The organism is Amycolatopsis solani (genome assembly GCF_033441515.1).
Lineage (GTDB): Bacteria > Actinomycetota > Actinomycetes > Mycobacteriales > Pseudonocardiaceae > Amycolatopsis > Amycolatopsis solani.
In genome coordinates this window covers 796,845-819,007 of sequence record NZ_JAWQJT010000003.1, presented here as the reverse complement: position 1 = coordinate 819,007, position 22,163 = coordinate 796,845, and the positions used below count along the sequence as shown (strand labels likewise).

Annotated in this window: 25 protein-coding genes; 16 read left to right on the top strand and 9 right to left on the bottom strand. The window is 72.8% G+C overall.

Annotation, left to right across the window (positions count from 1 at the left end):
• The first annotated feature begins 42 nt into the window (after positions 1-42).
• Genes ruvX through SD460_RS36400 form a run of 4 tightly spaced genes read left to right on the top strand, consistent with a single transcriptional unit; the run spans position 43 to position 5,087 of the window.
• On the top strand, positions 43-471 hold the full coding sequence (gene ruvX, locus SD460_RS36415; protein ID WP_290062651.1) for a Holliday junction resolvase RuvX: 429 nt from the start codon (positions 43-45) through the stop codon (positions 469-471).
• Positions 468-2,954 (top strand): endolytic transglycosylase MltG, encoded by a 2,487-nt coding sequence (gene mltG / locus SD460_RS36410; RefSeq protein WP_318307371.1) that lies wholly within the window; start codon positions 468-470, stop codon positions 2,952-2,954. Before ruvX ends, mltG begins: the two co-directional genes overlap by 4 nt.
• 16 nt (positions 2,955-2,970) lie before the next feature.
• Positions 2,971-3,798: a shikimate dehydrogenase gene (locus SD460_RS36405; RefSeq protein WP_290059468.1), complete on the top strand. Its 828-nt coding sequence runs from the start codon at positions 2,971-2,973 to the stop codon at positions 3,796-3,798.
• 44 nt (positions 3,799-3,842) lie between these two features.
• Complete coding sequence (locus SD460_RS36400; protein ID WP_290059434.1) at positions 3,843-5,087, top strand: GrpB family protein; 1,245 nt, start codon at positions 3,843-3,845, stop codon at positions 5,085-5,087.
• On the opposite strand, the gene SD460_RS36395 is transcribed toward SD460_RS36400, so the two are convergent.
• Positions 5,074-5,733, bottom strand: coding sequence for a TetR/AcrR family transcriptional regulator (locus SD460_RS36395; protein ID WP_290059435.1), 660 nt, complete (start codon positions 5,731-5,733; stop codon positions 5,074-5,076). The genes SD460_RS36400 and SD460_RS36395 overlap by 14 nt on opposite strands.
• Positions 5,734-5,758: 25 nt before the next feature.
• Positions 5,759-6,166 carry a hypothetical protein gene (locus tag SD460_RS36390; RefSeq protein ID WP_290059437.1) on the bottom strand — a complete coding sequence of 136 codons (408 nt, stop codon included), beginning with the start codon at positions 6,164-6,166 and terminating at the stop codon, positions 5,759-5,761.
• 122 nt (positions 6,167-6,288) lie between these two features.
• Between SD460_RS36390 and SD460_RS36385 the strand changes: the two genes are divergently transcribed.
• Positions 6,289-7,221, top strand: coding sequence for a D-2-hydroxyacid dehydrogenase family protein (locus tag SD460_RS36385; protein WP_290059438.1), 933 nt, complete (start codon positions 6,289-6,291; stop codon positions 7,219-7,221).
• Between the two features lie 190 nt (positions 7,222-7,411).
• Here SD460_RS36385 and SD460_RS36380 read toward each other — a convergent pair whose 3' ends face one another.
• From SD460_RS36380 to SD460_RS36360, 5 genes are all read right to left on the bottom strand, one after another.
• Positions 7,412-8,893 carry an alpha/beta hydrolase gene (locus tag SD460_RS36380; RefSeq protein ID WP_290059440.1) on the bottom strand — a complete coding sequence of 494 codons (1,482 nt, stop codon included), beginning with the start codon at positions 8,891-8,893 and terminating at the stop codon, positions 7,412-7,414.
• Entirely contained in the window at positions 8,890-9,705 is an 816-nt protein-coding gene (locus tag SD460_RS36375) for a serine hydrolase domain-containing protein (RefSeq protein WP_290059442.1), read from the bottom strand. Before SD460_RS36375 ends, SD460_RS36380 begins: the two co-directional genes overlap by 4 nt.
• A gap of 76 nt (positions 9,706-9,781) precedes the next feature.
• Positions 9,782-10,048 carry an HPr family phosphocarrier protein gene (locus SD460_RS36370; protein WP_013224593.1) on the bottom strand — a complete coding sequence of 89 codons (267 nt, stop codon included), beginning with the start codon at positions 10,046-10,048 and terminating at the stop codon, positions 9,782-9,784.
• A 40-nt stretch (positions 10,049-10,088) separates the two neighbouring features.
• A complete protein-coding gene (locus SD460_RS36365; RefSeq protein WP_318307370.1) occupies positions 10,089-11,324 on the bottom strand; it encodes a PTS transporter subunit EIIC in 1,236 nt (411 codons plus the stop codon).
• Positions 11,321-12,109 carry a GntR family transcriptional regulator gene (locus SD460_RS36360; RefSeq protein WP_247011673.1) on the bottom strand — a complete coding sequence of 263 codons (789 nt, stop codon included), beginning with the start codon at positions 12,107-12,109 and terminating at the stop codon, positions 11,321-11,323. The genes SD460_RS36365 and SD460_RS36360 overlap by 4 nt, the downstream gene beginning before the upstream one ends.
• Positions 12,110-12,352: 243 nt before the next feature.
• Here SD460_RS36360 and SD460_RS36355 point away from each other — a divergent pair, with 243 nt between their 5' ends.
• Complete coding sequence (locus SD460_RS36355; protein WP_247011672.1) at positions 12,353-12,592, top strand: PTS sugar transporter subunit IIB; 240 nt, start codon at positions 12,353-12,355, stop codon at positions 12,590-12,592.
• Positions 12,589-13,044, top strand: a complete 456-nt coding sequence (locus tag SD460_RS36350; protein ID WP_290059447.1) for a PTS sugar transporter subunit IIA — start codon at positions 12,589-12,591, stop codon at positions 13,042-13,044. The genes SD460_RS36355 and SD460_RS36350 overlap by 4 nt, the downstream gene beginning before the upstream one ends.
• Positions 13,045-13,114: 70 nt before the next feature.
• On the opposite strand, the gene SD460_RS36345 is transcribed toward SD460_RS36350, so the two are convergent.
• Positions 13,115-13,549, bottom strand: coding sequence for a QcrA and Rieske domain-containing protein (locus SD460_RS36345; protein ID WP_290059449.1), 435 nt, complete (start codon positions 13,547-13,549; stop codon positions 13,115-13,117).
• A gap of 105 nt (positions 13,550-13,654) precedes the next feature.
• Between SD460_RS36345 and SD460_RS36340 the strand changes: the two genes are divergently transcribed.
• The 9 genes from SD460_RS36340 to SD460_RS36300 all read left to right on the top strand — a co-directional run bounded on the left by SD460_RS36340 (position 13,655) and on the right by SD460_RS36300 (position 21,740).
• Complete coding sequence (locus SD460_RS36340) at positions 13,655-14,023, top strand: hypothetical protein (protein WP_290059450.1); 369 nt, start codon at positions 13,655-13,657, stop codon at positions 14,021-14,023.
• 5 nt (positions 14,024-14,028) lie between these two features.
• The gene (locus SD460_RS36335; protein WP_290059452.1) at positions 14,029-14,541 is read left to right on the top strand and encodes a sigma-70 family RNA polymerase sigma factor; all 513 of its coding nucleotides are present in this window, start codon (positions 14,029-14,031) and stop codon (positions 14,539-14,541) included.
• Positions 14,538-15,179, top strand: a complete 642-nt coding sequence (locus tag SD460_RS36330; protein ID WP_290059455.1) for an anti-sigma factor family protein — start codon at positions 14,538-14,540, stop codon at positions 15,177-15,179. The genes SD460_RS36335 and SD460_RS36330 overlap by 4 nt, the downstream gene beginning before the upstream one ends.
• A 459-nt stretch (positions 15,180-15,638) precedes the next feature.
• Positions 15,639-16,826: a chorismate synthase gene (gene aroC, locus SD460_RS36325; protein ID WP_290059457.1), complete on the top strand. Its 1,188-nt coding sequence runs from the start codon at positions 15,639-15,641 to the stop codon at positions 16,824-16,826.
• Complete coding sequence (locus tag SD460_RS36320) at positions 16,823-17,344, top strand: shikimate kinase (protein ID WP_290059459.1); 522 nt, start codon at positions 16,823-16,825, stop codon at positions 17,342-17,344. The genes aroC and SD460_RS36320 overlap by 4 nt, the downstream gene beginning before the upstream one ends.
• Positions 17,345-17,352: 8 nt before the next feature.
• Positions 17,353-18,462, top strand: coding sequence for a 3-dehydroquinate synthase (gene aroB, locus SD460_RS36315; RefSeq protein ID WP_290059461.1), 1,110 nt, complete (start codon positions 17,353-17,355; stop codon positions 18,460-18,462).
• Entirely contained in the window at positions 18,459-18,890 is a 432-nt protein-coding gene (gene aroQ / locus SD460_RS36310; protein ID WP_290059463.1) for a type II 3-dehydroquinate dehydratase, read from the top strand. The genes aroB and aroQ overlap by 4 nt, the downstream gene beginning before the upstream one ends.
• Entirely contained in the window at positions 18,887-19,804 is a 918-nt protein-coding gene (locus SD460_RS36305; RefSeq protein ID WP_290059464.1) for a GNAT family N-acetyltransferase, read from the top strand. Before aroQ ends, SD460_RS36305 begins: the two co-directional genes overlap by 4 nt.
• A 460-nt stretch (positions 19,805-20,264) precedes the next feature.
• Positions 20,265-21,740, top strand: a complete 1,476-nt coding sequence (locus SD460_RS36300) for a glycoside hydrolase family protein (protein WP_290055788.1) — start codon at positions 20,265-20,267, stop codon at positions 21,738-21,740.
• Here the strand turns inward: SD460_RS36300 and SD460_RS36295 are convergent.
• Positions 21,737-22,117 carry a B-4DMT family transporter gene (locus tag SD460_RS36295; protein WP_438860604.1) on the bottom strand — a complete coding sequence of 127 codons (381 nt, stop codon included), beginning with the start codon at positions 22,115-22,117 and terminating at the stop codon, positions 21,737-21,739. The two genes, SD460_RS36300 and SD460_RS36295, sit on opposite strands and share 4 nt — an antisense overlap.
• Positions 22,118-22,163: the final 46 nt, after the last annotated feature.

Here is a 22,163-nt window from a genome sequence, read left to right as displayed (position 1 = left end):
CGGCCTGGGGAAGGCGATCCGGGCCGCGGCCGTCGGCTCGGGGTGGATGTCGGATCCGTCCGGGTCGGGGTGGCGCTGAGCGATCCGGCCCCCGTGCTCGCCTCGCCATTGGTTACCCTCTCCCGCGATGCGACCGACGACAGTGATCTGGACCAGCTGGCCGCCCTCGTCACCGAACACGAGGTGGTCGAGGTGATCGTGGGACTGCCGAAAACGCTCGCCAACCGGCAGGGTCCGGCGGCCGAGCTGGCGATCGCGTACGCTGAACGCCTGGCCGGGCGGATAACGCCCGTGCCGGTCCGGCTGGGCGACGAGCGGCTGACCACGGTCACCGCATCCCGCATCCTCTCCCAGCGCGGGGTCAAAGGCCGCAAGCAGCGCGCGGTGGTCGACCAGGCCGCCGCCGTCGAGATCCTGCAGGCCTGGATCGACGCCGCCGCTGCGCACCGCGCCCGGGAGGGAGACCGATGAACGAGCAGCCACCTGAGTCCCCACGCGGGCGCAGGCGACTCCGCGAACCGGGACCGGCCACCCCGCCGCCGTCCCGTCCCGCACCACGCCGTGACGACCCCCGCGCGAGCGGGTTCCACGAGCTGCCGCAGGCGTCGCGGCACAGCGGCGAGTACGACCTGCCCCAGCCGTCCCGGCGCGGCCGTCCCGCCGAGCCGGGCCCCGACGCCCCGCCCGCCGGCCGCCGTCGCCGCCTGGAGCCCCCGGCCGCCCTGCCCCCGGCCGAAGCCGACTTCGACCCCCGTGACGCCGAGCGCGCCGGCCCCGCCCGCGCCCGCCACGGCCTCGACGCGGGCGCCGACGGGCCCCCACGCCGCCGTCGCGCGGCCCCGGACCCCGCCGAACCCCGGCGCCGCCGTCCCGCCCCGGACGAGGCCCGCCGTCGCCGTCCCGGCCCGGAGGAGCTGACCGAGGCCTCCCGCCAGGCGATGCCCGAGCCGGATCCGGGCGAGGGCCGCCGTCGCCGTCCCACTGCGGACGAGCTGACCGAAGCCGCCCGCCGCCAGGCGATGCCCGACCCGGGCGAGGGGCGCCGTCGCCGTCTCGGCCCGGAAGAGGTGGCCGAGGCCGAAGCCGCGCGCCGTCGCCGGCCGAGCCCCGAAGAACTGGTCGAAGCCGAAGCCGCGCGCCGTCAGGCGATGCCGCCCGAGCCGGACCCGGACGACGGGCGCCGTCGCCGGCCCAGCCCGGAAGAGCTGGCCGAGGCCGAAGCCGCGCGCCGCCACCAGGCGATGCTCGACCTGGAAGAGGCCGCCGAGGCGCAGGCCGCCCGCCTGCGCGGCGGACCGGTCGACGAGGGTGCCGAGGCCCCGGTCACCCGCTTGCGTGGCGTGCCCGACGACGAGCCGCCGCGGCGCCGCCGCCGTGGCGAACCCGAGGCCGGGGAGCCCGGCCGCCGGGCTCCGGTACCCGACCCGGCCGAAGGCGCCGATCCGCGCCGCCGCCGGGCCGCCGAACCCGACGCCGATTCGCGCCGGCGGCAGGCCGCCCTCGACCCCGAGGCCGAGTTCGATCCCCGGCTCGCGGCCCCCGAGCCCCCGCGGCGGTCCCGCCAGCCGGGTGACCGCTCTGTCGGCGTGCCCGAACCCGGTGCCGAAGCGCCCCCGCGGCGCCGGCGCCCGCCGCCCCCGCCGGTGCGCGACGACCCGCCCACCGACATCATCCCGGCGCAGGCCCCGGCCGAGCCGGACCACGAGGAACCCGACGAGTTCTTCGCCGAGGGCGACGAGTACGCGGAGTACGACGAGTACGAAGACGGCTACGACGAGGCCGGGTACGACGAGGAGTACGACGACTACGAGGACGAGCCGGCGAAGCCGCGGAAGAAGAAGGGCAAGCGCTTCCTGGGCTGGGTCGCCGCGATCGCGGTGATCGCCCTGCTCGCCGGCGGCGCCTACTACGGCTTCACCAAGTTCTTCGGCTACGAGGACTTCGACGGTGCCGGCGACGGCGACGTGCTGTTCCAGGTCGACGACGGCGACTCGACTTCGGCGATCGGCGCGAAGCTCGCCAGCGCGGGCATCGTCGCCAGCGGCAAGGCGTTCGTGAAGGCCGGCGAGGACAACCCGAAGCTGGCCCGGATCCAGCACGGCTTCTACGTGATGAAGTCGCACATGTCCGGGGCCAGCGCGGTCGACCGGATCACCACGCCGACGTCGCGCGTCGGTCAGCTGGAGGTCCGGCCGTACACGCAGTTCGACGACATCACCCAGCCCGACGGCAAGGTCACGCCCGGCGTGTACAGCCTGATGGCGAAGGCGTCGTGCGCGCAGATCGACGGCAAGAGCACCTGCGTGTCCGCCGACGACTTCCGCAAGGCCGTCGACGCGGCCGACCTGAAGGCGCTCGGCGCGCCGGACTGGGCGGTCGAGCCGGCGAACAAGGCCGACCGCAAGGACCGCAGGCTGGAAGGCCTGATCGCGCCGGGCCTCTACGACGTCCGGCCGGGAGCGACCGCGCAGGAGATCCTCGGCCAGCTGGTGAAGACCTCGACCGAGGCGATCCAGAACGCCGGGCTGAGCCCGCAGTCGACCGGTCCGGGCGTGACGCCGTACCAGACGCTGATCATCGCGTCGATCATCGAGCGCGAGGCGGTGAAGGCCGACTTCGGCAAGCTCTCGCGGGTGATCTACAACCGGCTGGCGATCAACATGCGGCTGCAGATGGACTCCACGGTCAACTACGTGCTGGACCGGCCGACGCTGCTGACCGACGAGGGCGAACGCGCGAAGTCCGGCGCGTACAACACGTACAAGAACACCGGGTTGCCGCCGACGCCGATCTCGGTGCCGAGCGCGGACGCGATCCAGGCCGCGGTGCACCCGCCGGCCGGGGAGTGGGTCTACTTCGTCAAGTGCGAGAAGAACGGCCTGTCCTGCTTCGCGGTCACCAACGAAGAGCACAACAGGAACCGCGATCTGGCCAGGCAACGCGGTGTCATCTGAGCCTCGCAAGGCGGCCGTGCTCGGCAAGCCGGTGGCGCACTCGCTGTCCCCGGTGCTGCACGGCGCCGCGTTCGCCGCGCTCGGCCTGACCGGCTGGACCTACGATCGGATCGAGACGAGCGCCGAGGAGCTCCCGGCGCTGGTCGACGGCCTCGGCCCCGAGTGGGCCGGGCTGTCGGTGACCATGCCGGGCAAGCGCGCGGCGCTGGACCACGCGGCCGAGGTGACCCCGCGCGCGGCGGCGGTCGGCGCGGCCAACACGCTGGTCCGCACGTCCCGCGGCTGGCTCGCGGACTGCACCGATGTGGATGGCGTCACCGGCGCCCTGCGCGCGGCGGGCGGCTACGAGCCGTCCCCCGGCGACACGGCGGTGGTGCTCGGCGCGGGCGGCACCGCGGCGGCGGCGGTCGTCGGCCTCGCGGCCCTCGGCGTCCACCAGGTCCGCCTGGTGGTGCGCGAACCGGCCCGCGCGGCGGAAACCCTCGACGCGGCGAAGCGCGCTTCGCTCGAGGTGGACGTCCTTCGCTGGTCCGACACGGATTTCGCCGCGCTGGCGTCGTCGGCGGTCCTGGTGAACACGGTCCCGCCGCCCGCGGTGGTCCCGCACGTGGCGGAGCTGGCGGCGATCGAGCACGTCCTCGACGTCATCTACCACCCGTGGCCGACCCCGCTGGCCGAAGCGGTGGCGGCCCGGGGCGGCCGCCTCGCGACCGGCCTGGACATGCTGCTGCACCAGGCGTTCGGCCAGGCGGAGCACTTCACCGGCCAGCCGGCCCCGCGCGCGGCGATGCGGGACGCGCTGCGCGAAGCGACCGGAAACCTGCTGTCCCTGCCGATCGGCTGACGCTATTCTGGCGGACTGCCCAAAACGAAGGGGGTCTGCCGGGGATGAGCAGTCAGGAAGCGCAGAGCGAGGCCGAGATCGCCGCCGCGTGGGTCGGCGAGCCACCGAAACTCAATTCGACGGTCACGCTGGCCGAGTACGACCCGGAGTGGCCGGCGCTCTTCGAGCGCGAAGCCACGCGGATCCGGCGAGTGCTGGGGGAGCGGGTCCTCGTGCTGGAGCACGTCGGCTCGACGTCGGTGCCCGGCCTGTGCGCGAAGCCGATCGTCGACGTCCTGCTGGAGGTCCCGGATTCCGATGACGAGGACGCCTACGTCCCCGCCCTGGAGGCGGCGGGCTACCGGCTGACCATCCGGGAGCCCGGCTGGGAGAAGCACCGGATGTTCAAGGGCCCGGACACGAACATCAACCTCCACGTGTACTCGCCCGGCAACGGCCAGACCCCGCGTTACCGGCTGTTCCGCGACCGCCTGCGGGCGCACCCCGCGGAGCGGGAGCTGTACGCCGCGACGAAGCGGGAGCTCGCGGCGAAGGAGTGGAAGTACGTCCAGAACTACGCCGACGCGAAAACGGCGGTGGTCGAGGAAATCCTCGGCCGCGCCCGTGCGGCGCAGTACGACGACTTCAGCGAGGCTTACGCGTCCCACGCGGAAACGTCGGTGACGAACGCGTGGTACGACCGGCCGGCGATCGTCTCCCTGGCCGGTGCCGTGTCGGGCCGTCGGGTACTGGACGTCGGTTGCGCGGCAGGGCACTTGAGCGGGTTGCTGGCCGCGCGGGGCGCGGATGTCGTGGGTGTGGACGCGAGTCCGGGCATGGTTTCCGTGGCCCGGCGGAAGTTCGGTTCGGTGGCCCGCTTCGAGGTCGCGGACGTGACTCAGCCGCTTTCGCTGGAGTCGGGTTCCTTCGACGTGATCACGGCTTCGCTGGTGCTCCACTACGTGAAGGATTGGGCGCCGATGCTGGCGGAGTTCCGCCGGGTTTTGAAGCCCGGCGGGGTGCTGGTGTTTTCGGTGCACCACCCGGGTGAGGACTGGCGGTGGTTCGACCGGGAGAACTACTTCGAGCTGGAGCTGCTGGAGGACGAGTTCCCGGCCGGCCAGGTGGTGCGCTTTTACCGGCGCCCGCTGAGCTGGACGTTCAACGCGGTTCGCGAGGCGGGGTTCGCGGTGGACCGGCTGGAGGAGCCGATGCCGGCCCCGGAGGCGGAGGCGGCCGACCCGAAGTGGGCGGCGAACCTGCGCACGAAACCGCGGTTCCTGTACTTCCGGGCAGTCAGTCCCGCTTAGCCAGGTCCTGGATCAGCTCCACGATCTCCCGGCTCACCGGCCGGAAGATCCGCAGCCGGGACAGTGCCGCCACCCGGGCCAGCAGGGGCACGCTCCGCTCCACCAGCATGCGCGTCCGCTTGGTTCCCGTGGACCGGTCGTGGACCCAGAACAGCACCACGCCCATCTGGTAGAGCCACAGCAGCTCCGGCAGCTGCGCCCGCAGTTCCGGGTCCAGTTTGACGTCCGAGCCGTCGACGACCTCGCGCATCAGCCCGATCGAGGCCTCGCGGGCGGCCGACGAGTCGTCGCTGAAGGGGCTCAGCGGCGACTCGGGGTCGGCCGCGTTGACGAAGAACTGCGTGCCGAAGCGGTGGTACGGCTCGGCGATGTCGAGCCAGCGCAGCAGCACCGTGCGCAGGCGGGCCGCGAAGGCGGGTTCGTCTTCCAGCAGGGGGCGGGCCGTGGCGAGGTGCTGGCGCGCGATCTCGTCGTAGAAGCCCTGGATCAGCTGTTCCTTCGACGAAAAGTAGTAGTACGCGTTCCCGACGGAGACGCCCGCTTCGGCGGCGATCGCGCGCATCGTCGTGCGGTCGTAGCCGTTCTCGGTGAACAGCCGCATCGCGGTCGTGACGATCAGGGACCGCGTTTCCTCGCTCTTGGCCACGGACTGCACGTTAGCGCCGCTTCCGTCAGTGCTGCGGGAAGGGCGGCATCCCCGGATAGGGGACCGGCGCCGGCGCGGGCGGCTTCGGGGCCAGGTGGCGGCGGCGGATGCCGTTGAAGACCAGCACGTTCGTCAGGTGCATGACGCCGAGGATGAGCGCCACCGTGCCGACCTTCACCGAGAGCAGCTCGAACACCTCCCGCGCGCCGGGCACCGACGCCCGGCTGGTCAGGAACAGCGTCACGAACCCGAGGCTGATCAGGTAGAAGCCGACGACCAGCAGCTGGTTGACGGCGGCGGCGAGGCCGGGGCTGTCGGCGAAGACCTCGGCCAGGAAGGCGCGGCCGTGCTTGCTCAGCGTGCGGGCGACGAGGACGGTCAGCGGGATGCTGATCAGCAGGTAGAGGGCGTATGCGACGACTATGCGATCCATGGTTCCTCCAAGTTTTGAACGTGTTCAAGGCGACGGTAGCGCGCTTTTTGAACGCGTTCAAGAGAGCGGGGTCACCTCGGAGGTCCTCCGGCGGCACGGCCGGATGCCACTACGGTGAGGTCATGCGCATCGCGATCCTCGACGACTACCAGAACGTCGCGCTCACCTTCGGTGACTGGGACTCGCTGAAGGCCGACATCACCGTCTTCACCGAGCCCCTCACCGACGTCGTGGCGCAGCTGCGGGGGTTCGAGGTGGTCGTCGCGATGCGCGAGCGCACGCGGTTCCCCGCCGAGGTGCTCGACCGGCTGCCCGACCTGAAGCTCCTGGTCAGCACCGGCCCGCGCAACGCGGCCATCGACGTCCCGGCGGCCAAGCGCAACGGCGTCGTCGTGTCGCGGACCGGCTATCTCGGCGAGCCGACCGCCGAGCACACCTGGGCGCTGATCCTCGCCGCGGCGCGCAACCTGCCGCAGGAGTTCCGGTCCATGCGGGAGGGCGGCTGGCAGACGACCGTCGGCACCATGCTGCACGGCAAGACGCTGGGCCTGCTCGGCCTCGGCAGGCTCGGCGCGGGTGCGGCGAAGATCGGGCAGGCGTTCGGGATGGAAACCATCGCCTGGAGCCAGAACCTGACGCCGGAGAAGGCGGCGCCGCACGGTGTCACCGCCGTGACGAAGGAAGAACTGTTCGCCCGCGCGGACGTGCTGTCGATCCACCTGGTGCTCAGCGACCGCACCCGCGGCCTGGTCGGCGCGCCCGAGCTCGCGGCGATGAAGCCGAGCGCGATGCTGGTGAACACCTCTCGCGGCCCGATCGTCGACGAAGCCGCGCTGGTGGACGCGTTGCGGCGCCACGAGATCCGGGTCGCGGCGCTGGACGTCTACGACGTCGAGCCGTTCCCCGCCGACCATCCATTGAGGACACTCGACAACGCGGTCCTGACCCCGCACCTCGGCTTCGTCGCGCGCGAGACCTACGAGATCTTCTACGGCGACGCGGTCGAGGACATCGCGGCATACCAGGCGGGGGAACCGATCCGGCTGATGGAGTAGCTGGGCGTGCGGCCCGCCGGGGCCCGAGGTCCCCGCACCGGCCCGGCGGCGGGCCCGCACGAGAACCATGACACCACCCGCGGATCACGCCCGGCAGGGTCCAAAGACCCTGCCCCTGTCGGCCGTTCGGCTGAACGACGCACCCCGCCGGGTCGTGAGTGAGAAACAGGGTTAGAACACTGTTTCTCACTCACGAGAACGGGACTGCGTCCGGCGCGCAGGTCGTCCCGGGGGCCGGCGCGCTCAGCTCTGCCAGATACCGCACCACCGCCGCCGAAGCGCACGCGCTGGGTGCGTCCAGCGACGTGTGCCCGTAGCCCTCGACGACCAGCACCCGGCCGTCACCCAACTCCGCGGCCGTCGCTTCCGCGTTGTGCAGCGGCGTCGCCGGGTCGAAGCGGTTGTTCAGCACCAGGACCGGGTTCCGCCGCGGCCGGTTCCACGGCCCCGTGTACCGGTCGGGATCGTGCGCGGGCCAGCCGACGCACTGGGCCATCGAAAACACCGCGCCCAGCCCGAAGTACGGCTGACGCGCACTCTCGCGAGCGGCCAGCGCGGTGTAGTCGGCGACCGAAGAAGGGTTGTCGCTGTCGACGCACTGCACGGCCAGGAACCCGGGGGAGTGCGTGGGCACGTAAGGGTCCAGCACGGGCGCGGCCGGGCCCGCGTCCGACGGCATCGCCGCCAGCGTCTGCGCGAGCCGCTTCCACCGGCCGGACTGGTACAGCGCGCTGTCCACCGTCCGCATCAGCGAGCCGACGCCCGTGGTGCGCGACGCCCGCGCGAACACCCCCGCGAACCGCTGCTTCGGGTCGCCCGCGGAGAACGCGCACTTCGGCCCGGCCGCGGCGCACGCGGCGAAGAACTGGTCCAGTTCCCGTTGCTGCGCCCCGGCGACGTCGGCGCGGACGTCCACCGGCTGCCGCTCCTGGCCCGGGTTCCCGGTGGCGTTCGCGACCAGGTCGAGCGTGCCGTCGAGGGTCATCGCGCGGACCTTGCCCGGGAACAGGTTCGCGTACGTGCCACCCAGGTACGTGCCGTAGGAGTAGCCGTAGAAGTTCAGCGACGGGTCGCCGACGGCCTGACGCAGCAGGTCCAGGTCCCGCGCCACGTTCGCCGTCGACAAGTGGCTCAGCAGGGCGCCCGACGCGGCGCAGGCCCGGCCGGTCGCCGCGCTCGCGGTGAAGAACGCGTCCGGCTGCCGCAGCGGCGATCCGGCGGCCGGCAGGTGGTCGGCGCCGGGGCAGCTGATCGGCGCGGACCCGCCGATCCCGCGCGGGTCGAAGCTCACCAGGTCGAACCGGGCCCGCAGTTCTTCGGGGTAGCGGGCGGCGAACCGCGTCAGCTCGCCGACGCCGTCGGCGCCCGGGCCGCCGAAGTTGAAGAACAGCGAGCCGAGCCGCCGTCCGGGGTCGCTCGCCGGGAGCCGGATCACCGAGAGCGTGATCGAGGCGCCCTTCGGCTCGCGGTAGCTCAGCGGCACGGCCGCGCCCGAGCACTGGAACGGCCCGTGGCACGGCGTCCAGTGCAGCGCGGGCACGGCGGCGCCGTTCGTGCCCAGCGCCGGCGGGGGCTCGGCGGCTTTCGACAACGGCGCAGCGGGTGCGGACACGGCGGCTGGCGCACTGCAGGCGGCGGCCAGCAGGACGGCCGCGAGGAGGAGCCGCTTCACGCGCTCAATTCCGCCAGCACGGCGTCGGTGTAGCGCGGCCAGACCTCGGCGGCCCACGGGCCGAACGCGCGGTCGGTCAGCGCGACGCAGGCCGCACCCGCGGCCGGGTCGACCCAGAGGAACGTGCCCGACTGGCCGAAGTGCCCGAACGTCCGGGGTGAGCTGTTCGCGCCGGTCCAGTGCGGGCTCTTGTGGTCGCGGATCTCGAAGCCGAGGCCCCAGTCGTTGGGTTTCTGGTGCCCGAACCCGGGCAGCACCCCGGACAGGCCGGGGAAGACGACGTTCGTGGCTTCGGCGACCGTCGCGGGGTCGAGCAGCTTCGGGGCCTGCAGCTCGGCGGCGAACGCCACCAGGTCGTCCACAGTGGACACCGCGCCGGAGGCGGGCGAACCCGTCAACGCGGTCGACGTCATCCCGAGCGGGGCGAACAGCGCTTCGGCCTGGTACTGCGCGAAGGGGATGCCGGAGTGCTCGGCCAGCGCGTCGGCCAGCTGCTCGAACCCGGCGTTGGAGTAGAGCCGCCGCGTGCCGGGCTCGGCCATCGCCTTGTGCGCGTCGAACGCGAGCCCGGAGGTGTGGGCGAGCAGGTGCCGCACGGTCGAGCCCTCGGGCCCGGCCGGCGTGTCGAGCTCGACGACGCCTTCCTCGATCGCGATGAGCGCGGCGTAGGCGGTCAGCGGCTTGCTGACCGAGGCCAGCCGGAACTCCCGCGCGGTGTCGCCGTGGCGGCCCACGACGTCGCCGTTCGCGGACACCACGGCCGTCGCGGCGTTGTCCACCGGCCACTCGTCGATCAGGCGCACGCTCTCCATGCGCCCACCCTACGAAACGAAGGCCCCCGCACCGGTGTCGGGGACCGGTGCGGGGGCCTTCGCGGGTTTCGCTGCCTCAGGCGTCGAGGTCGGTGGCGACAAGCTGGGCGACCGCTTCCACGGCCTCCTCGGCACCCTCGCCCTCGGCGCTGATGACGACCTCGTCGCCGTACCCGGCGGCGAGGGTCATGAGGTTGAGCACGCTGCCGGCGGCCACCGGGCTCCCGCCGGCCTTGGCGATCTGCACCGCGACGGGTTGCGCCGCGGCCGCCTTCGCCACCAGCGCGGCCGGCCTGGCGTGCAGACCCACCTTGCTCGCCACGGCGACGCGTTTCTCCGGCATGTTCGTCCTCTCCCTAAGGGGTGTTACGTCGTTGTGGATGTTACGCGGCGGCGGTGCGGTCGAGGTCGGCCTCGATCGAGTCGTCTTCGCGGCCCGGGGTGCGCAGGTTGAACTTGACGATCGCGAACCGGAACACGAAGTAGTAGATCACCGCGTAGACGAGGCCGATCGGGATGAGCAGCCACGGCTTCTGCGCCGCCGGGGCGCCGAAGTTCAGCAGGTAGTCGATCGCGCCGGCCGAGAAGTTGAAGCTCTGGTGGATGCCCAGCGCGTTGCAGATCGCCAGCGAGGTGCCGGTCATGATCGCGTGGAACAGGTACAGCGGCCACGCGACGAACATGAAGGAGAACTCGATCGGCTCGGTGACACCGGTGAGGAACGAGGTCAACGCGCCGGCGATCATCACACCGCCGACGACCTTCTTCTGCGCCGGGCGGGCCGTCTGCCAGATCGCCAGCGCGGCGGCGGGCAGGGCGAACATGAAGATCGGGAAGAAGCCCGTGGTGAAGGCACCGGCCGACATCTTGCCCGCGACGAAGTTGTTGATGTCACCGCCGTCGAAGATGAACCAGACGGGGACGTTCAGCAGCTGGTGCAGACCGACCGGGATGAGCAGGCGGTTCAGCGCGCCGTAGATGCCGCCACCGACCACCGGGGAGGCGGTGACCGCGTCACCGGCGGCCTGGATGCCCTGGTCGACCCAGTGGAAGACCAGGCCGAAGAGCACGCCGAGGACGACCATGACGACCGCGGTGATGATCGGGACGAACCGGCGGCCACCGAAGAACGCCAGGTAGGCGGGCAGCTTGATGCGGTGGTACTTCTGCCACAGCAACGCCGCCACGATGCCGACCACGACACCCGCGAGCACCGAGTACGGCCACTTGATCGGCGCCAGTTCGGTCGCGCCCGCCTTGTAGCCGGGCAGGTCGCTCAGCGGGGCGAAGACCTGGACGACGGAGCTGAAGACGAAGAAGCCGACGACCGCCGCGACGGCCGTCGAGCCGTCGCCCTTCTTGGCGAAGCCGACCGCGATGCCGACCGCGAACAGCAGCGGCAGCCAGTTGAACAGCGTGCCGCCCGCGGCGCCCAGCACCGAAGCGACCTTGTTCCAGCCGAGGCCGTCCTTGCCGAGCATGTCGTCCTGCCCGAACCGCAGCAGGATGCCCGCCGCCGGGAGCACGGCGATGGGGAGCATGAGGCTACGGCCGAAGCGCTGAAGACCGGCGAGACCGCTGCCGCTCTTCTTCGCCCCCTCCGCGGTGGTGGAGCTCATCTGGATCCTCCATAGTGGGGTGGTTGACCGGGTTCCGGGGTGTTCCGGTCCAACTGCATGGTCACCTGGTAGTGATCTCCCCGGTACCAGGAAGTGATGTCTTCGATCGGGTCGCCGTTGGCGCTGGAAACCCGGCGGAACACGAGCAGCGGGCTGCCGGCGCGCATGCCGAGCAGCCGGGCCGTTTCGCGGTCCGCTCCTTCGGCCCAGACCGTCTGCCACGCCTGGTCGGGACGCACGTCGTACGTCTCGGCCAGCTGCGCGTAGAGCGACTGGGTCAGGTCGAGCTCGAGCAGGCCGGGAGCCCGGCCCGCGTGGTACCAGCCCCGCTCGACGGCCAGGGGCACGCCGTCGGCGTGGCGCAGCCGCACCAGGTGGTGCGCGGGAGTGCCCTCGGCCAGGCCGAGGGCGTGCGCCGAGGCGGTGGGCGGGACCTCGGTGGCCGCCGACACCACCTCGGTCGTCGGGGTCAGCCCCCGCCGCCGCATGTCGTCGGTGAACGACATGAGGTAGAGCTGCAGTTCCATCCGCCGGGCCGCGGTGAAGGTGCCCTTGCCGCGGACCCGGGCGAGCAGACCCTCCTCGACCAGCTTGCCGATCGCCGATCTGACCGTGAGCCGCGACACGCCGTAGCGTTGGGCCAGCTCGCGTTCCGACGGGATCGGCGCACCCGGCGGGAGCTCCCGCTCCACCGTGCGGCGGAGGATTTCCCGCAGCTGGGCGTGCTTGGGCGTGGGCCCGTTGACGACCCGGTCGGGTGGCGGGACGTGCGCGGCCGCGCTCATCGGCGTCACCCTCCTCGTTCTCGTGTCACCGGGGGACCGGTGCTCGCGTCCGGCCCGGAACATTGGTACGTTCCGGTCTAGACCAATGATCTGATGGGGCAGGATGCTCCGCCGTGCGGACGGGTGTCAACCACCGTTATCCGTTCGTGGCCCGCGACGGGGTGCATGCCGACGAACGGCGTAGTAGTGGTGGACACGCGGTTCGCGTCAGGTTGGGAACAAACAGTGATCAAGGAGACCGCGATGGCGGATGACAGGCCCGAAAAGATCCTCGCGGCACTCGGCGGCGCGGGCAATCTCACCGAGGTCGAGGGGTGCATCACGCGGCTGCGCTGCGAGGTCGAGGACATGAGCCTCGTCGACGAAGCGGCGCTGAAGAAGGCCGGCGCGATGGGCGTGGTGAAGATGGGATCGTCGGCCCTGCAGGTGATCGTCGGGCCGGAGGCGGACACGATCGCGAGCGACATCGAGGACCTGCTGTGAGCCTCGAGGTCCTCAGCCCGGTCGCCGGGCGCGTGGTGCCGATCACCGAGGTCCCCGACCCGGTGTTCGCGCAGGCCATGGTGGGCCCGGGCATCGCCGTGCGGCCCTCGGGCGGGCGCTCGGACGCGGTCGCGCCGGTGGACGGCACGGTCGCCACGCTGCACCCGCACGCCTACGTCATCGCCACCGAGGACGGCAAGGCCGTGCTGGTCCACCTCGGCATCGACACGGTCAAGGAGAAGGGCGAGGGCTTCACGCTGCACGTCGTCAAGGGCGAGCAGGTGCGGGCCGGCCAGCCGGTGGTCAGCTGGGACCCGGAGGCGGTGACCGCCGCGGGCTACTCGGCGATCGTCCCGGTCGTCGCGCTGGACGCCGCCGCGGAGGTGCTGTCCGCTTTGGACGCCGAGCGCGACGTCGCGGCGGGCGAAAAGCTGTTCGCCTGGGACGCCTGAGTTCTTCCTGTCACACGAAGGGCCCTTGCGGACGACCGTCCACAAGGGCCCTTCGCGTGCGCCCGGCCCGTCAGCCGGTCACGACCTTCCCGTTCTCGACCTTGACCGCCACACTCGGCAGCGGCTTGTTCGCCGGTCCCTGCTTGACCTCGCCGGTCAGCGCGTTGAAGACCGAGCCGTGGCAGGGGCAGACCAGGTCCGCGCCCTTGGGGGTGACGGTGCAGCCCTGGTGCGTGCAGATCGCGCTGAACGCGGCGCAGGCCGACTCGGACGGCCGGGCCACGATGACGTCGGAGCCGTCCGGGGCCTTGGCCGCCTTCGCCTCCCCGACGGGGACGTCGGCGAGCGCGACCAGCGGCGTCCCGGCGGCGATCGGCGCCTGCGCGGTGCCGGACTTGGCGTCGTCCGACGAGCAGGCGGTGAGCGCGACGGCGCCGACGGCGGCACCGGCGACGGCGGCACCCGTGGTCAGGACGGTGCGGCGGGAGTGCAGTTCGGCAGTCATGCCCTTATGAACGAGATCGACACCGCATCGGTTCAATCCGCGGTGAACCGGATCGCGTCCTCTTCCGTGTATGTAGCCGAGTGGGTGTGGAGTGGAGGAACGATCATGGTGAACTGGGTTCTACGCATCGTCGTGGCGGCCGCGCTGCTCGGCTCGGCGGGCGTGCACTACTTCCTGTGGACCGAGGACTACCCGGGCATCGTCGGCCCGCTGTTCCTGCTGGACGCGATCGGCGGCCTGGTCATCGCGATCGCGGTGCTGGCCTGGCGGCACTGGCTGCCGGCGCTGGGCGCGCTCGGGTTCGGCGTGCTGACGCTCGGCGCGTACGTGCTGGCCGCGACCGTCGGCTTCGCCGGCAACCACGACCAGTTCAACAGCCAGCCCGAGTACTGGGGCGTCATCACCGAGGCGGTCTGCATCGTGGGCGGCCTGGCGCTGCTGTTCCTGAAGGACCGGCGCCGGGTCACGGCCTGAATTCCGTGGGCGAAGTCGCCGAAGAGGCGCTGATGCGCGCCCTGCACGACGAGCACGCGGCCGCGTTGTGGTCGTACGCGCTCCACCTGACCTCCGGCGACCGGATCCGCGCCGAAGACGTCGTCCAGGAGACGCTGCTGCGTGCCTGGCGCTCGTCGGCGGTGCTGGACCAGTCGCAGGGCTCGGCCCGCGCGTGGCTGTTCACGGTGGCGCGGCGCATCGCGATCGACGGCTGGCGCTCGGCGTCGGCCCGGTCGGAGGTGGTGACGGACGCGCCACCGGAACGCCCGGTCGCCGACGGGACGGACCGGGCGGTCCAGGGCTGGCTGGTCGCGGAGGCGCTCGCGGAGCTGTCCGAGCGGCACCGCGAGGTCCTGGTGCTGTGCTACTTCCAGGGCTATTCCGTGGCGGACGCGGCCCGGCGCCTGGGCGTGGCCGAAGGAACGGTGAAGTCCCGCACGCACTACGCGCTGCGCGCGTTGCGGCTGGTGCTGGAGGAGAGGGGGGTGACCCAGTGAGCGAAGACCCGTTCGCGACGTTCGACGCCGCTTACGTGCTGGGGGCGCTGTCCCCGGAGGACCGCCAGCGCTTCGAGGAGCACCTGCGCACGTGCGACCACTGCGCGGCGTCGGTCCGCGAACTGGCCGGCCTGCCGGGCCTGCTGGCCCGCGTCGACACCCCGGCGGCCCTGCCCGATTCCGGGCCACCCCCGCCGGACCTGCTGCCCACGGTGCTCACCCGGGTCCGCCGCGGCCGCCGCATCCGCGTCGCGGTGACGTCGGTGTCGGCGGCACTGGCGGTGTCGGCGTGCGTGGCACTGGCGGTGGTGGCGTCGTGGCCCGCGCCGTCACCGCCCCCGCCGATCGCGATGACGGCACTGGGCCAGTTCCCGGTCCGCGCGGACGCCCGCCTCGACGCGTTCGACTGGGGCACCCAGGTCGACATGTCGTGCAGCTACACGGGCGGCCGCAGCGGCGGCGACTACGTCCTGGTGGCGATCTCCCGCACGGGCGCGGAGACGCAGCTGGCGACGTGGAAGGCGGTCCCGGACAACACGGCCCGCATCGTGATCGGGACGGCGCTGCAGCGCGCGGACCTGGCGGCGCTGGAGGTCCGCGGGGGAAGCGGAAGAGCGCTGCTGCGGCTGACGTTGTGAGGGGTGGTGGCTCATCCGGGCCGCAGGGGGTCCCGGATGAGCCACCTTGCTCTCGCGCGCTGGTGCCGGGGGGTCGCGAATGACTCATTGGGGACGTCGGAGGTCCCGAATGAGTCATTCGCGACGCTGAGGTCCGGCGGGCGGCGGCACGGGCTTCGGGTTCTGACTCGGCCGGGGCCCCACTCCGGCCCGCGAGCCGCTCTTCAGCGCCCCGAGGCTTCCGCCGCCCCCGGCAGCCGTGCGGAAGAAACGCCCGCCACCTTGTTCTGGCGCGCTGGTGCCGGGGGGGCGCGAATGACTCATTGGGGATGTGGGAGGTCCCGAATGAGTCATTCGCGACCCCGCGACCCACCGCCGCCCCTGCGCCGCCCGCCCTGCTCACGCGCCACCCGGGCGCAAGCCGTGCCGTGAGCGGAGGCACGTCCCGGGCTGCCTCGCGCCCGTGACAGGATTGAGCCCATGTTGCGCTGGATCACCGCAGGTGAATCGCACGGACCCGCGCTGGCCGCCGTGCTCGAAGGGATGCCCGCCGGGGTGGCCGTCACCACCGCCGACGTCACCGAGCAGCTGGCCCGGCGGCGCCTCGGCTTCGGCCGCAGCCCGCGGATGGGGTTCGAGACCGACCACATCGAGTTCCTCGGCGGCGTGCGCCACGGCCTCACCCAGGGCGGCCCGGTCGCCGTGCAGATCGACAACGCCGAGTGGCCCAAGTGGGAGCAGGTCATGGCGGCCGACCCGGTCGACCCGCAGGTGCTCGAAGGGCTCGCGCGCAACGAACCGCTCACCCGGCCCCGCCCCGGCCACGCCGACCTGCCCGGCATGCAGAAGTACGGCTTCGAGGAGGCCCGCCCCGTCCTCGAACGCGCCAGCGCCCGCGAGACGGCGTCGCGGACCGCGCTCGGCACCGTCGCGCGCAACTACCTCAAGCAGCTGCTGGGCGTCGAGATCCTCAGTCACGTCGTCTCGATCGGCGGCGCGGACGCCCCCGAGGGGCCGCTGCCCAAGCCGGAAGACCTCGCCGCCATCGACGAGAGCCCGGTGCGCTCCTTCAGCCAGGAGGGCACCGACGCGATGGTCGCCGAGGTCGACGCCGTGCGGAAGGCGGGCGACACCGTCGGCGGCGTCATCGAGGTCATCGCCTACGGCCTCCCGCCGGGCCTCGGCTCCCACGTCCACTGGGACCGCCGGCTCGACGCGCGGCTGGCCGGCGCGCTCATGGGCGTCCAGGCGATGAAGGGCGTCGAGGTCGGCGACGGCTTCACCACCGCACGCCGCTGGGGCAGCCAGGCGCACGACGAGATCGACCGCGGCACCGGCCCGGTCGGCGTCACCCGCCGGTCCAACCGCGCGGGCGGCCTCGAAGGCGGCATCACCAACGGCGAGCCGCTGCGGGTGCGCGTCGCGATGAAGCCGATCTCGACCGTCCCCAAAGCACTGTCCACAGTGGACGTCAAGACAGGTGAGCCCGCCGTCGCGATCCACCAGCGGTCCGACGTCTGCGCCGTGCCGCGCGCGGGTGTCGTGCTGGAGTCCGTGGTGGCGCTCATCCTCGCCGACGCCGCGCTCGAGAAGTTCGGCGGCGACTCCCTCGCCGAGGGCAAGCGCAACGCCGAGGGGTACCTGAAGGCCCTCGAGGAGCGGTGGTGAGCCCTCGCGCGGTGGTCGTCGGCCCGCCCGGCTCGGGCAAGAGCACGGTCGGCCCGCTGCTGGCGGCCGCGCTCGGCGTCGCGTTCCGGGACAGTGACGACGACATCGTCGCGCGGGCCGGGCGCAGCATCTCCGACATCTTCGCCGACGACGGCGAACCCGCTTTCCGCGCGCTGGAAGAAGAAGCGGTCGCCGCGGCGCTGGCGGAGCACGACGGCGTGCTCTCCCTGGGCGGCGGCGCGCCGCTCACGCCCGGCACCCGGGCCCGACTCGCCGAGCACACCGTCGTGTTCCTCAACGTCGGGCTGGCCGCGGGCGTGCAGCGCACCGGCCTGTCGAGCGCGCGGCCGCTGCTGGCCGGGGTGAACCCCCGCGCCACCTTCAAGAAACTGCTCGACGAGCGCGTCCCCGTGTACCGCGAGGTCGCCACCGTCGAGGTCGTCACCGACGAGCGGACCCCGGCCGAGATCGTCGCGGAGCTCGCCGCGCGCCTCGCCCCCGCCGAAGCCAAGGAGTGAATCAGCCCGTGTCCGATCCGGTGCGCATCCCCGTCGCCACCGCCCGCCCCTACGACGTCGTGGTCGGCCGCGGCCTGCTCGGCGACCTGACCGCGCAGCTGGCCGGCGCCTCGAAGGTCGCGCTGATCCACCCGCCCACGCTGACCACCACCGCCGAGGCCATCCGCGAGGAGCTGATCGCCGCCGGGCTCGACGCGCACACCGTCGAGGTCCCGGACGCCGAGGACGGCAAGGCGCTGACCGTCGCCAGCTTCTGCTGGGAGGTCCTCGGCCGGATCGGGCTCGACCGCCAAGGCGTGGTCGTCGGGCTCGGCGGCGGCGCCGTCACCGACCTCGCCGGGTTCGTCGCCGGGACGTGGATGCGCGGGGTCCGGCTGGTCAACGTGCCGACCACGCTGCTCGGCATGGTCGACGCGGCGGTCGGCGGCAAGACCGGCATCAACACCGAGGCCGGCAAGAACCTCGTCGGGGTGTTCCACGAGCCGAGCGCGGTGTTCGTCGACCTCGCCACGCTGGAGACGCTCCCGCCGAACGAGCTCGTCGCCGGCATGGCCGAGGTCGTGAAGACGGGCTTCATCGCCGACCCGCGGATCCTCGAACTGATCGAAGCCGACCCGGCCGCGGCGCTCGACCCGGGCGGTGACGTGCTGGCCGAGCTCGTCCGCCGCTCGATCCAGGTCAAGGCCGACGTCGTGGCCGCCGACCTGCGCGAGTCCGACCTGCGCGAGATCCTCAACTACGGCCACACCCTCGGCCACGCCATCGAACGCCGCGAGCGGTACCGGTGGCGCCACGGCGCCGCGGTCAGCGTCGGGCTGGTGTTCGCCGCCGAGCTGGCGCGCCTGGCCGGGCGCCTCGACGACGCGACGGCCGAGCGCCACGCGTCGGTGCTCAAGCTGCTCGGCCTGCCGACGACGTACGACGCCGACGCGCTGCCGCAGCTGCTCGAAACCATGAAGGGCGACAAGAAGACCCGCTCGGGGGTGCTGCGGTTCGTCGTCCTCGACGCGCTCGGCAAGCCCGGCCGGCTCGAAGGCCCCGACCCGTCGCTGCTGGCGGCCGCGTACTCGGCGATCGCCGCCGACGCTCCCAAGTCCGGCGGGAGCGTGCTGCTGTGAAGGTTTTCGTGTTCAACGGCCCCAACCTCGGGCGGCTCGGCAAGCGCGAGCCGTCGGTCTACGGCTCGACCACCCACGACGACCTCGCCGCGCTGTGCGTCAAGACGGGCGAGGAGCTGGGCATCGAGGTCGAGGTCCGGCAGACCGACCACGAAGGCGAGCTGGTCGGCTGGCTGCACGAGGCCGCGGACGGCGGCAACCCGGTGGTGCTCAACGCCGGCGCGTGGACGCACTACTCGATCGCGGTGCGCGACGCCGCCGCGCAGCTGTCCGCGCCGCTGATCGAGCTGCACATCTCGAACGTGCACAAGCGGGAAGCGTTCCGGCACCACAGCGTGCTTTCCGACATCGCGACGGCGGTGATCGCGGGCCTGGGCGTCGACGGCTACCCGCTCGCCCTGCGCTGGCTCGCCGCGCACCCGGGATGACGCTGCCGGAGCTCACCACCGCGCGGCTGCGGTTGCGGCAGCTGGTGGCGGCCGACCGGGAAGCCGTCGTGAAGGTCTTCGCCGACCCGGAGATGAGCCGCTTCTTCGCGGCGGACTTCTCGGACCCGGGCGCCGCGAGCGCGATGGTCGACCGGCGGCTCGCCTACCGCGGCCCGGCCGGCCAGGGCCACTGGGTGCTCGAGCGCGACGGCGAGGTCATCGGCGTCGCGCACCTGCGCCCGTCGTCGGAGCTGCCCGGCGGGGTCCCCGAGCTGGGGTACTACGTGGCGAGCGCGCACGCCGGCCAGGGGCTGGCGACCGAGGCCGCCGAGGCGGTGCTCGACCACGGGCTCGGCACGCTCGGCCTCCCGGCGATCTGGGCGCTGGTGCACGAGGACAACGCGGCGAGCCGCGCGGTGGCCGGGCGCCTCGGCTTCCTCGACGTCGGCACCGGCGTCCACTACGGCGACCTGCACCGGGTCCTGGTCGCGCTGCCCACCGGCCACGGCCGGCCGCACCACGTCGAGCTGTGGGTCCCTGACCTCGCCGAAGCGGAGCGCAGCTGGGGCTGGCTGCTCGGCGAGCTGGGCTGGCGGGAGTTCCAGCGCTGGCCCGCGGGCGTCAGCTGGCGGCTCGGCGGGACCTACCTGGTCGTGGAGGCCTCACCCGCGTTGAGCGCGACGGCCCACGAACGCACGCGGCCGGGCCTGAACCACCTGGCGCTGCACGTGGCCACCCGCGCCGAGGTCGACGCCCTGGCGGCCCGCGCTCCCGGCCACGGCTGGCGCGCGCTGTTCGCGGACCGCTACCCGTACGCGGGCGGGACGGCCCACTACGCGGCTTACCTCGAGAACGAGGCCGGCTTCGAGGTGGAGCTGGTCGCGCTGGAGGGCCCGCCACCCGCGACGTCGTGAATGAGTCATTCAGGTCTTCGGAGGTCAGGGTCCCGGCAAAGTCGGAGTCGGCGCGGTGGATCGTTGCCTCGGTGGGCTCGCCTGATGTCTTGAATGAGTCATTCAGGTCGCCGGAGGTCCTGAATGACTCATTCAAGACTTCCCGGGGCCGCTCGAGCCGGCCCGCCGATCCCGATCCCGACTTTGCCGGATTCCTGTCGCCGGACGCCGTGAATGACTCATTCCTGTCGCCGGACGTAGTGAATGACTCATTCCTGTCATCGTCGGTGCCGGGCGGCCGCCACCGCTGAGGGTGACACCCGGTAGCCGGTTCTCGAGCACGCGAGTCCGCGCCGCGGGATGCCTTGCGCTATCGGGGGACCGTCCACCGGGAGCGCCGTCACTCGGACGGGGTCGGCCATCGCTACACTCCGATGCCGTGCACCCGAATCGTCGTGGGGGTCGGCGACCCGCTCGTGCCTTGCTCGCCAGTGTGCTGGCCGGGCTGCTGGTCGCGGGCTGCACCGAGGGGTACGCCCAGCCGCAGGCGGCGGGGGAGCAGCCGGCCATCGCGGGCGGGCAGAGCGCCCCGCGCCCGGCCGACGTCAAGCTCGCTTCCGGGGAGCCGCGGCAGAGCGGGGGCGTGATCGCCGCCGGGGGCGCGGACGCCGTCTACAACTACGGGCCGACCGTGATGCTCGACCGCGGGCAGACCCGGATGTGGTGGTGCAGCCAGTACGGCGGGGCCGGGCCGGCCGGCGACGACATCCTCTACGCGCAGGCGCAGTCCATGGACGGGCCCTTCACCGGGCCGGGCGGCGGCATCCCCGCGGCCGTCTTCTCCGGCGCGCCCGGGCAGTTCGACGGCATGCACACCTGCGACCCGTCCGTGCTGCGCGTCGGCTCGACGTACTACCTGTACTACACCGGCGCGGCGGGCGACCACGCGCTCGGCAACGCGATCGGGCTCGCGACCAGCCCCGACGGCGTGCACTGGACCCGCGCGGCGGGCGGGAAGCCGATCCTCGGGCCGTCGCACGACGTGCACCGCGCGAACGTCTACGGCGCCGGCCAGCCCTCGGTGGTCTACCTCGACGGCTGGTTCTACCTGATGTTCACCGACACCACCGGCCGCGCCGCGGGCTGGAACGGCGCCGGGCAGTTCGTGCTGCGCTCGGCCGACCCGGCGTTCGGCTCCGGCGTGCAGGCGCTGGACGTCGGCGGGTTCGTGCCGGTGGCGTCGACGTCGGCGCCGCGGGGCCGGTCGATCGTCGACGGGTTCAGCGCCGACCTGATGTGGGTGGGCGCGCTGGACGCGTTCGTCGTCGCGCACGAGACCGACGGCGGCACGACCCTCACGTTCTGGACGCCGGACTTCACCGAAAACCCCTTCCAGCCGGTGCTGATCCCCGGCCCGTGGAAGGAAGGGCCCGGCCTGGTGCGCCGGGCGGACGGCCACGCGCCGCTGTCGTCGGCGGACCCCTGCGAGCGCGTGCCGTTCGACGTCGTCCGCGCGACCTCGATCGGCGGCGCGAACGCGCCGACCGACCTGCGTCACTTCGGGCTCGACCTGCTCGGGAGCCAGGCGTGCGGCAACGCCGGCCGGACGGCGGCGACCTTCGACGGCGTCGCGATGCCCTCGCCCGAGCGGACGATGGACCTGGTCCGCGCGGGGGTGCGCGTCCGGGTGGACCGCCGCGTGGTGGCCGTGGCACTGGCCGGCGAGGTCCTGGAGAAGGCGCCCGCGGCGGTCGCGGCCCTGCCCGTGGCGGCGCGGCTGCGCTCCGGTGCGGAGGCGGTGCAGGCGCCGGGCAAGGGCTTCGCGTTCGTGCTGGACGACAAGAAGCGCTGGCGCGTCCCCGACGGCGGGGTCGTGGGCAACAACGGCTCGGCCGCCCACCCGGTCACCACGGCCCAGTGGGACGGCTACCCGAAGGGCCACTCCCTGGTGGGCTAGTGCGGCTCCGGGGGCCGGGAGCGGCCGATCCGGCCGCCGACGAACAGCCCGAGCCCGGCCGGGATCAGCACCAGCAGCGCCGAGAACGCCGCGCCGCCGGTCAGTGCGCCGCCGAGCTCCGACACGCCCGTCTGGTCGACGAACACCGCCCGGCCGATCACGTACAGGAGCCCCGCCACCGGCCCCGCGACCAGCGCCGAGATGAACCACACCCGGCCGCGGTCGGGGAGGTCGCGCCACGCGTCGAGGGCGCTCCACAGCGCCGCCGCGCCGACCAGGATCGCCAGGGCCAGGGAAACCACCAGCGTCTGGTCCGTCGGGTGGTAGACGGCGTACTTGGCGAGGAGGGTGATGGCCGCGCCGTGCAGCACCGCCATCCCGAGTCCGCGAATCACCCAGGCGCTCATCTTGCGGAGTGTAGGC

Excerpts from the sequence above, each read along its gene's own strand:
- mltG (WP_318307371.1), top strand. The coding sequence starts at position 468 with ATGAACGAGCAGCCACCTGAGTCCCCACGCGGGCGCAGGCGACTCCGC.
- SD460_RS36400 (WP_290059434.1), top strand. The coding sequence starts at position 3,843 with ATGAGCAGTCAGGAAGCGCAGAGCGAGGCCGAGATCGCCGCCGCGTGG.
- SD460_RS36390 (WP_290059437.1), bottom strand. The coding sequence starts at position 6,166 with ATGGATCGCATAGTCGTCGCATACGCCCTCTACCTGCTGATCAGCATC.
- SD460_RS36385 (WP_290059438.1), top strand. The coding sequence starts at position 6,289 with ATGCGCATCGCGATCCTCGACGACTACCAGAACGTCGCGCTCACCTTC.
- SD460_RS36375 (WP_290059442.1), bottom strand. The coding sequence starts at position 9,705 with ATGGAGAGCGTGCGCCTGATCGACGAGTGGCCGGTGGACAACGCCGCG.
- SD460_RS36370 (WP_013224593.1), bottom strand. The coding sequence starts at position 10,048 with ATGCCGGAGAAACGCGTCGCCGTGGCGAGCAAGGTGGGTCTGCACGCC.
- SD460_RS36365 (WP_318307370.1), bottom strand. The coding sequence starts at position 11,324 with ATGAGCTCCACCACCGCGGAGGGGGCGAAGAAGAGCGGCAGCGGTCTC.
- SD460_RS36360 (WP_247011673.1), bottom strand. The coding sequence starts at position 12,109 with ATGAGCGCGGCCGCGCACGTCCCGCCACCCGACCGGGTCGTCAACGGG.
- SD460_RS36355 (WP_247011672.1), top strand. The coding sequence starts at position 12,353 with ATGGCGGATGACAGGCCCGAAAAGATCCTCGCGGCACTCGGCGGCGCG.
- SD460_RS36345 (WP_290059449.1), bottom strand. The coding sequence starts at position 13,549 with ATGACTGCCGAACTGCACTCCCGCCGCACCGTCCTGACCACGGGTGCC.
- SD460_RS36340 (WP_290059450.1), top strand. The coding sequence starts at position 13,655 with ATGGTGAACTGGGTTCTACGCATCGTCGTGGCGGCCGCGCTGCTCGGC.
- aroC (WP_290059457.1), top strand. The coding sequence starts at position 15,639 with ATGTTGCGCTGGATCACCGCAGGTGAATCGCACGGACCCGCGCTGGCC.
- SD460_RS36305 (WP_290059464.1), top strand. The coding sequence starts at position 18,887 with ATGACGCTGCCGGAGCTCACCACCGCGCGGCTGCGGTTGCGGCAGCTG.
- SD460_RS36295 (WP_438860604.1), bottom strand. The coding sequence starts at position 22,117 with ATGGCGGTGCTGCACGGCGCGGCCATCACCCTCCTCGCCAAGTACGCC.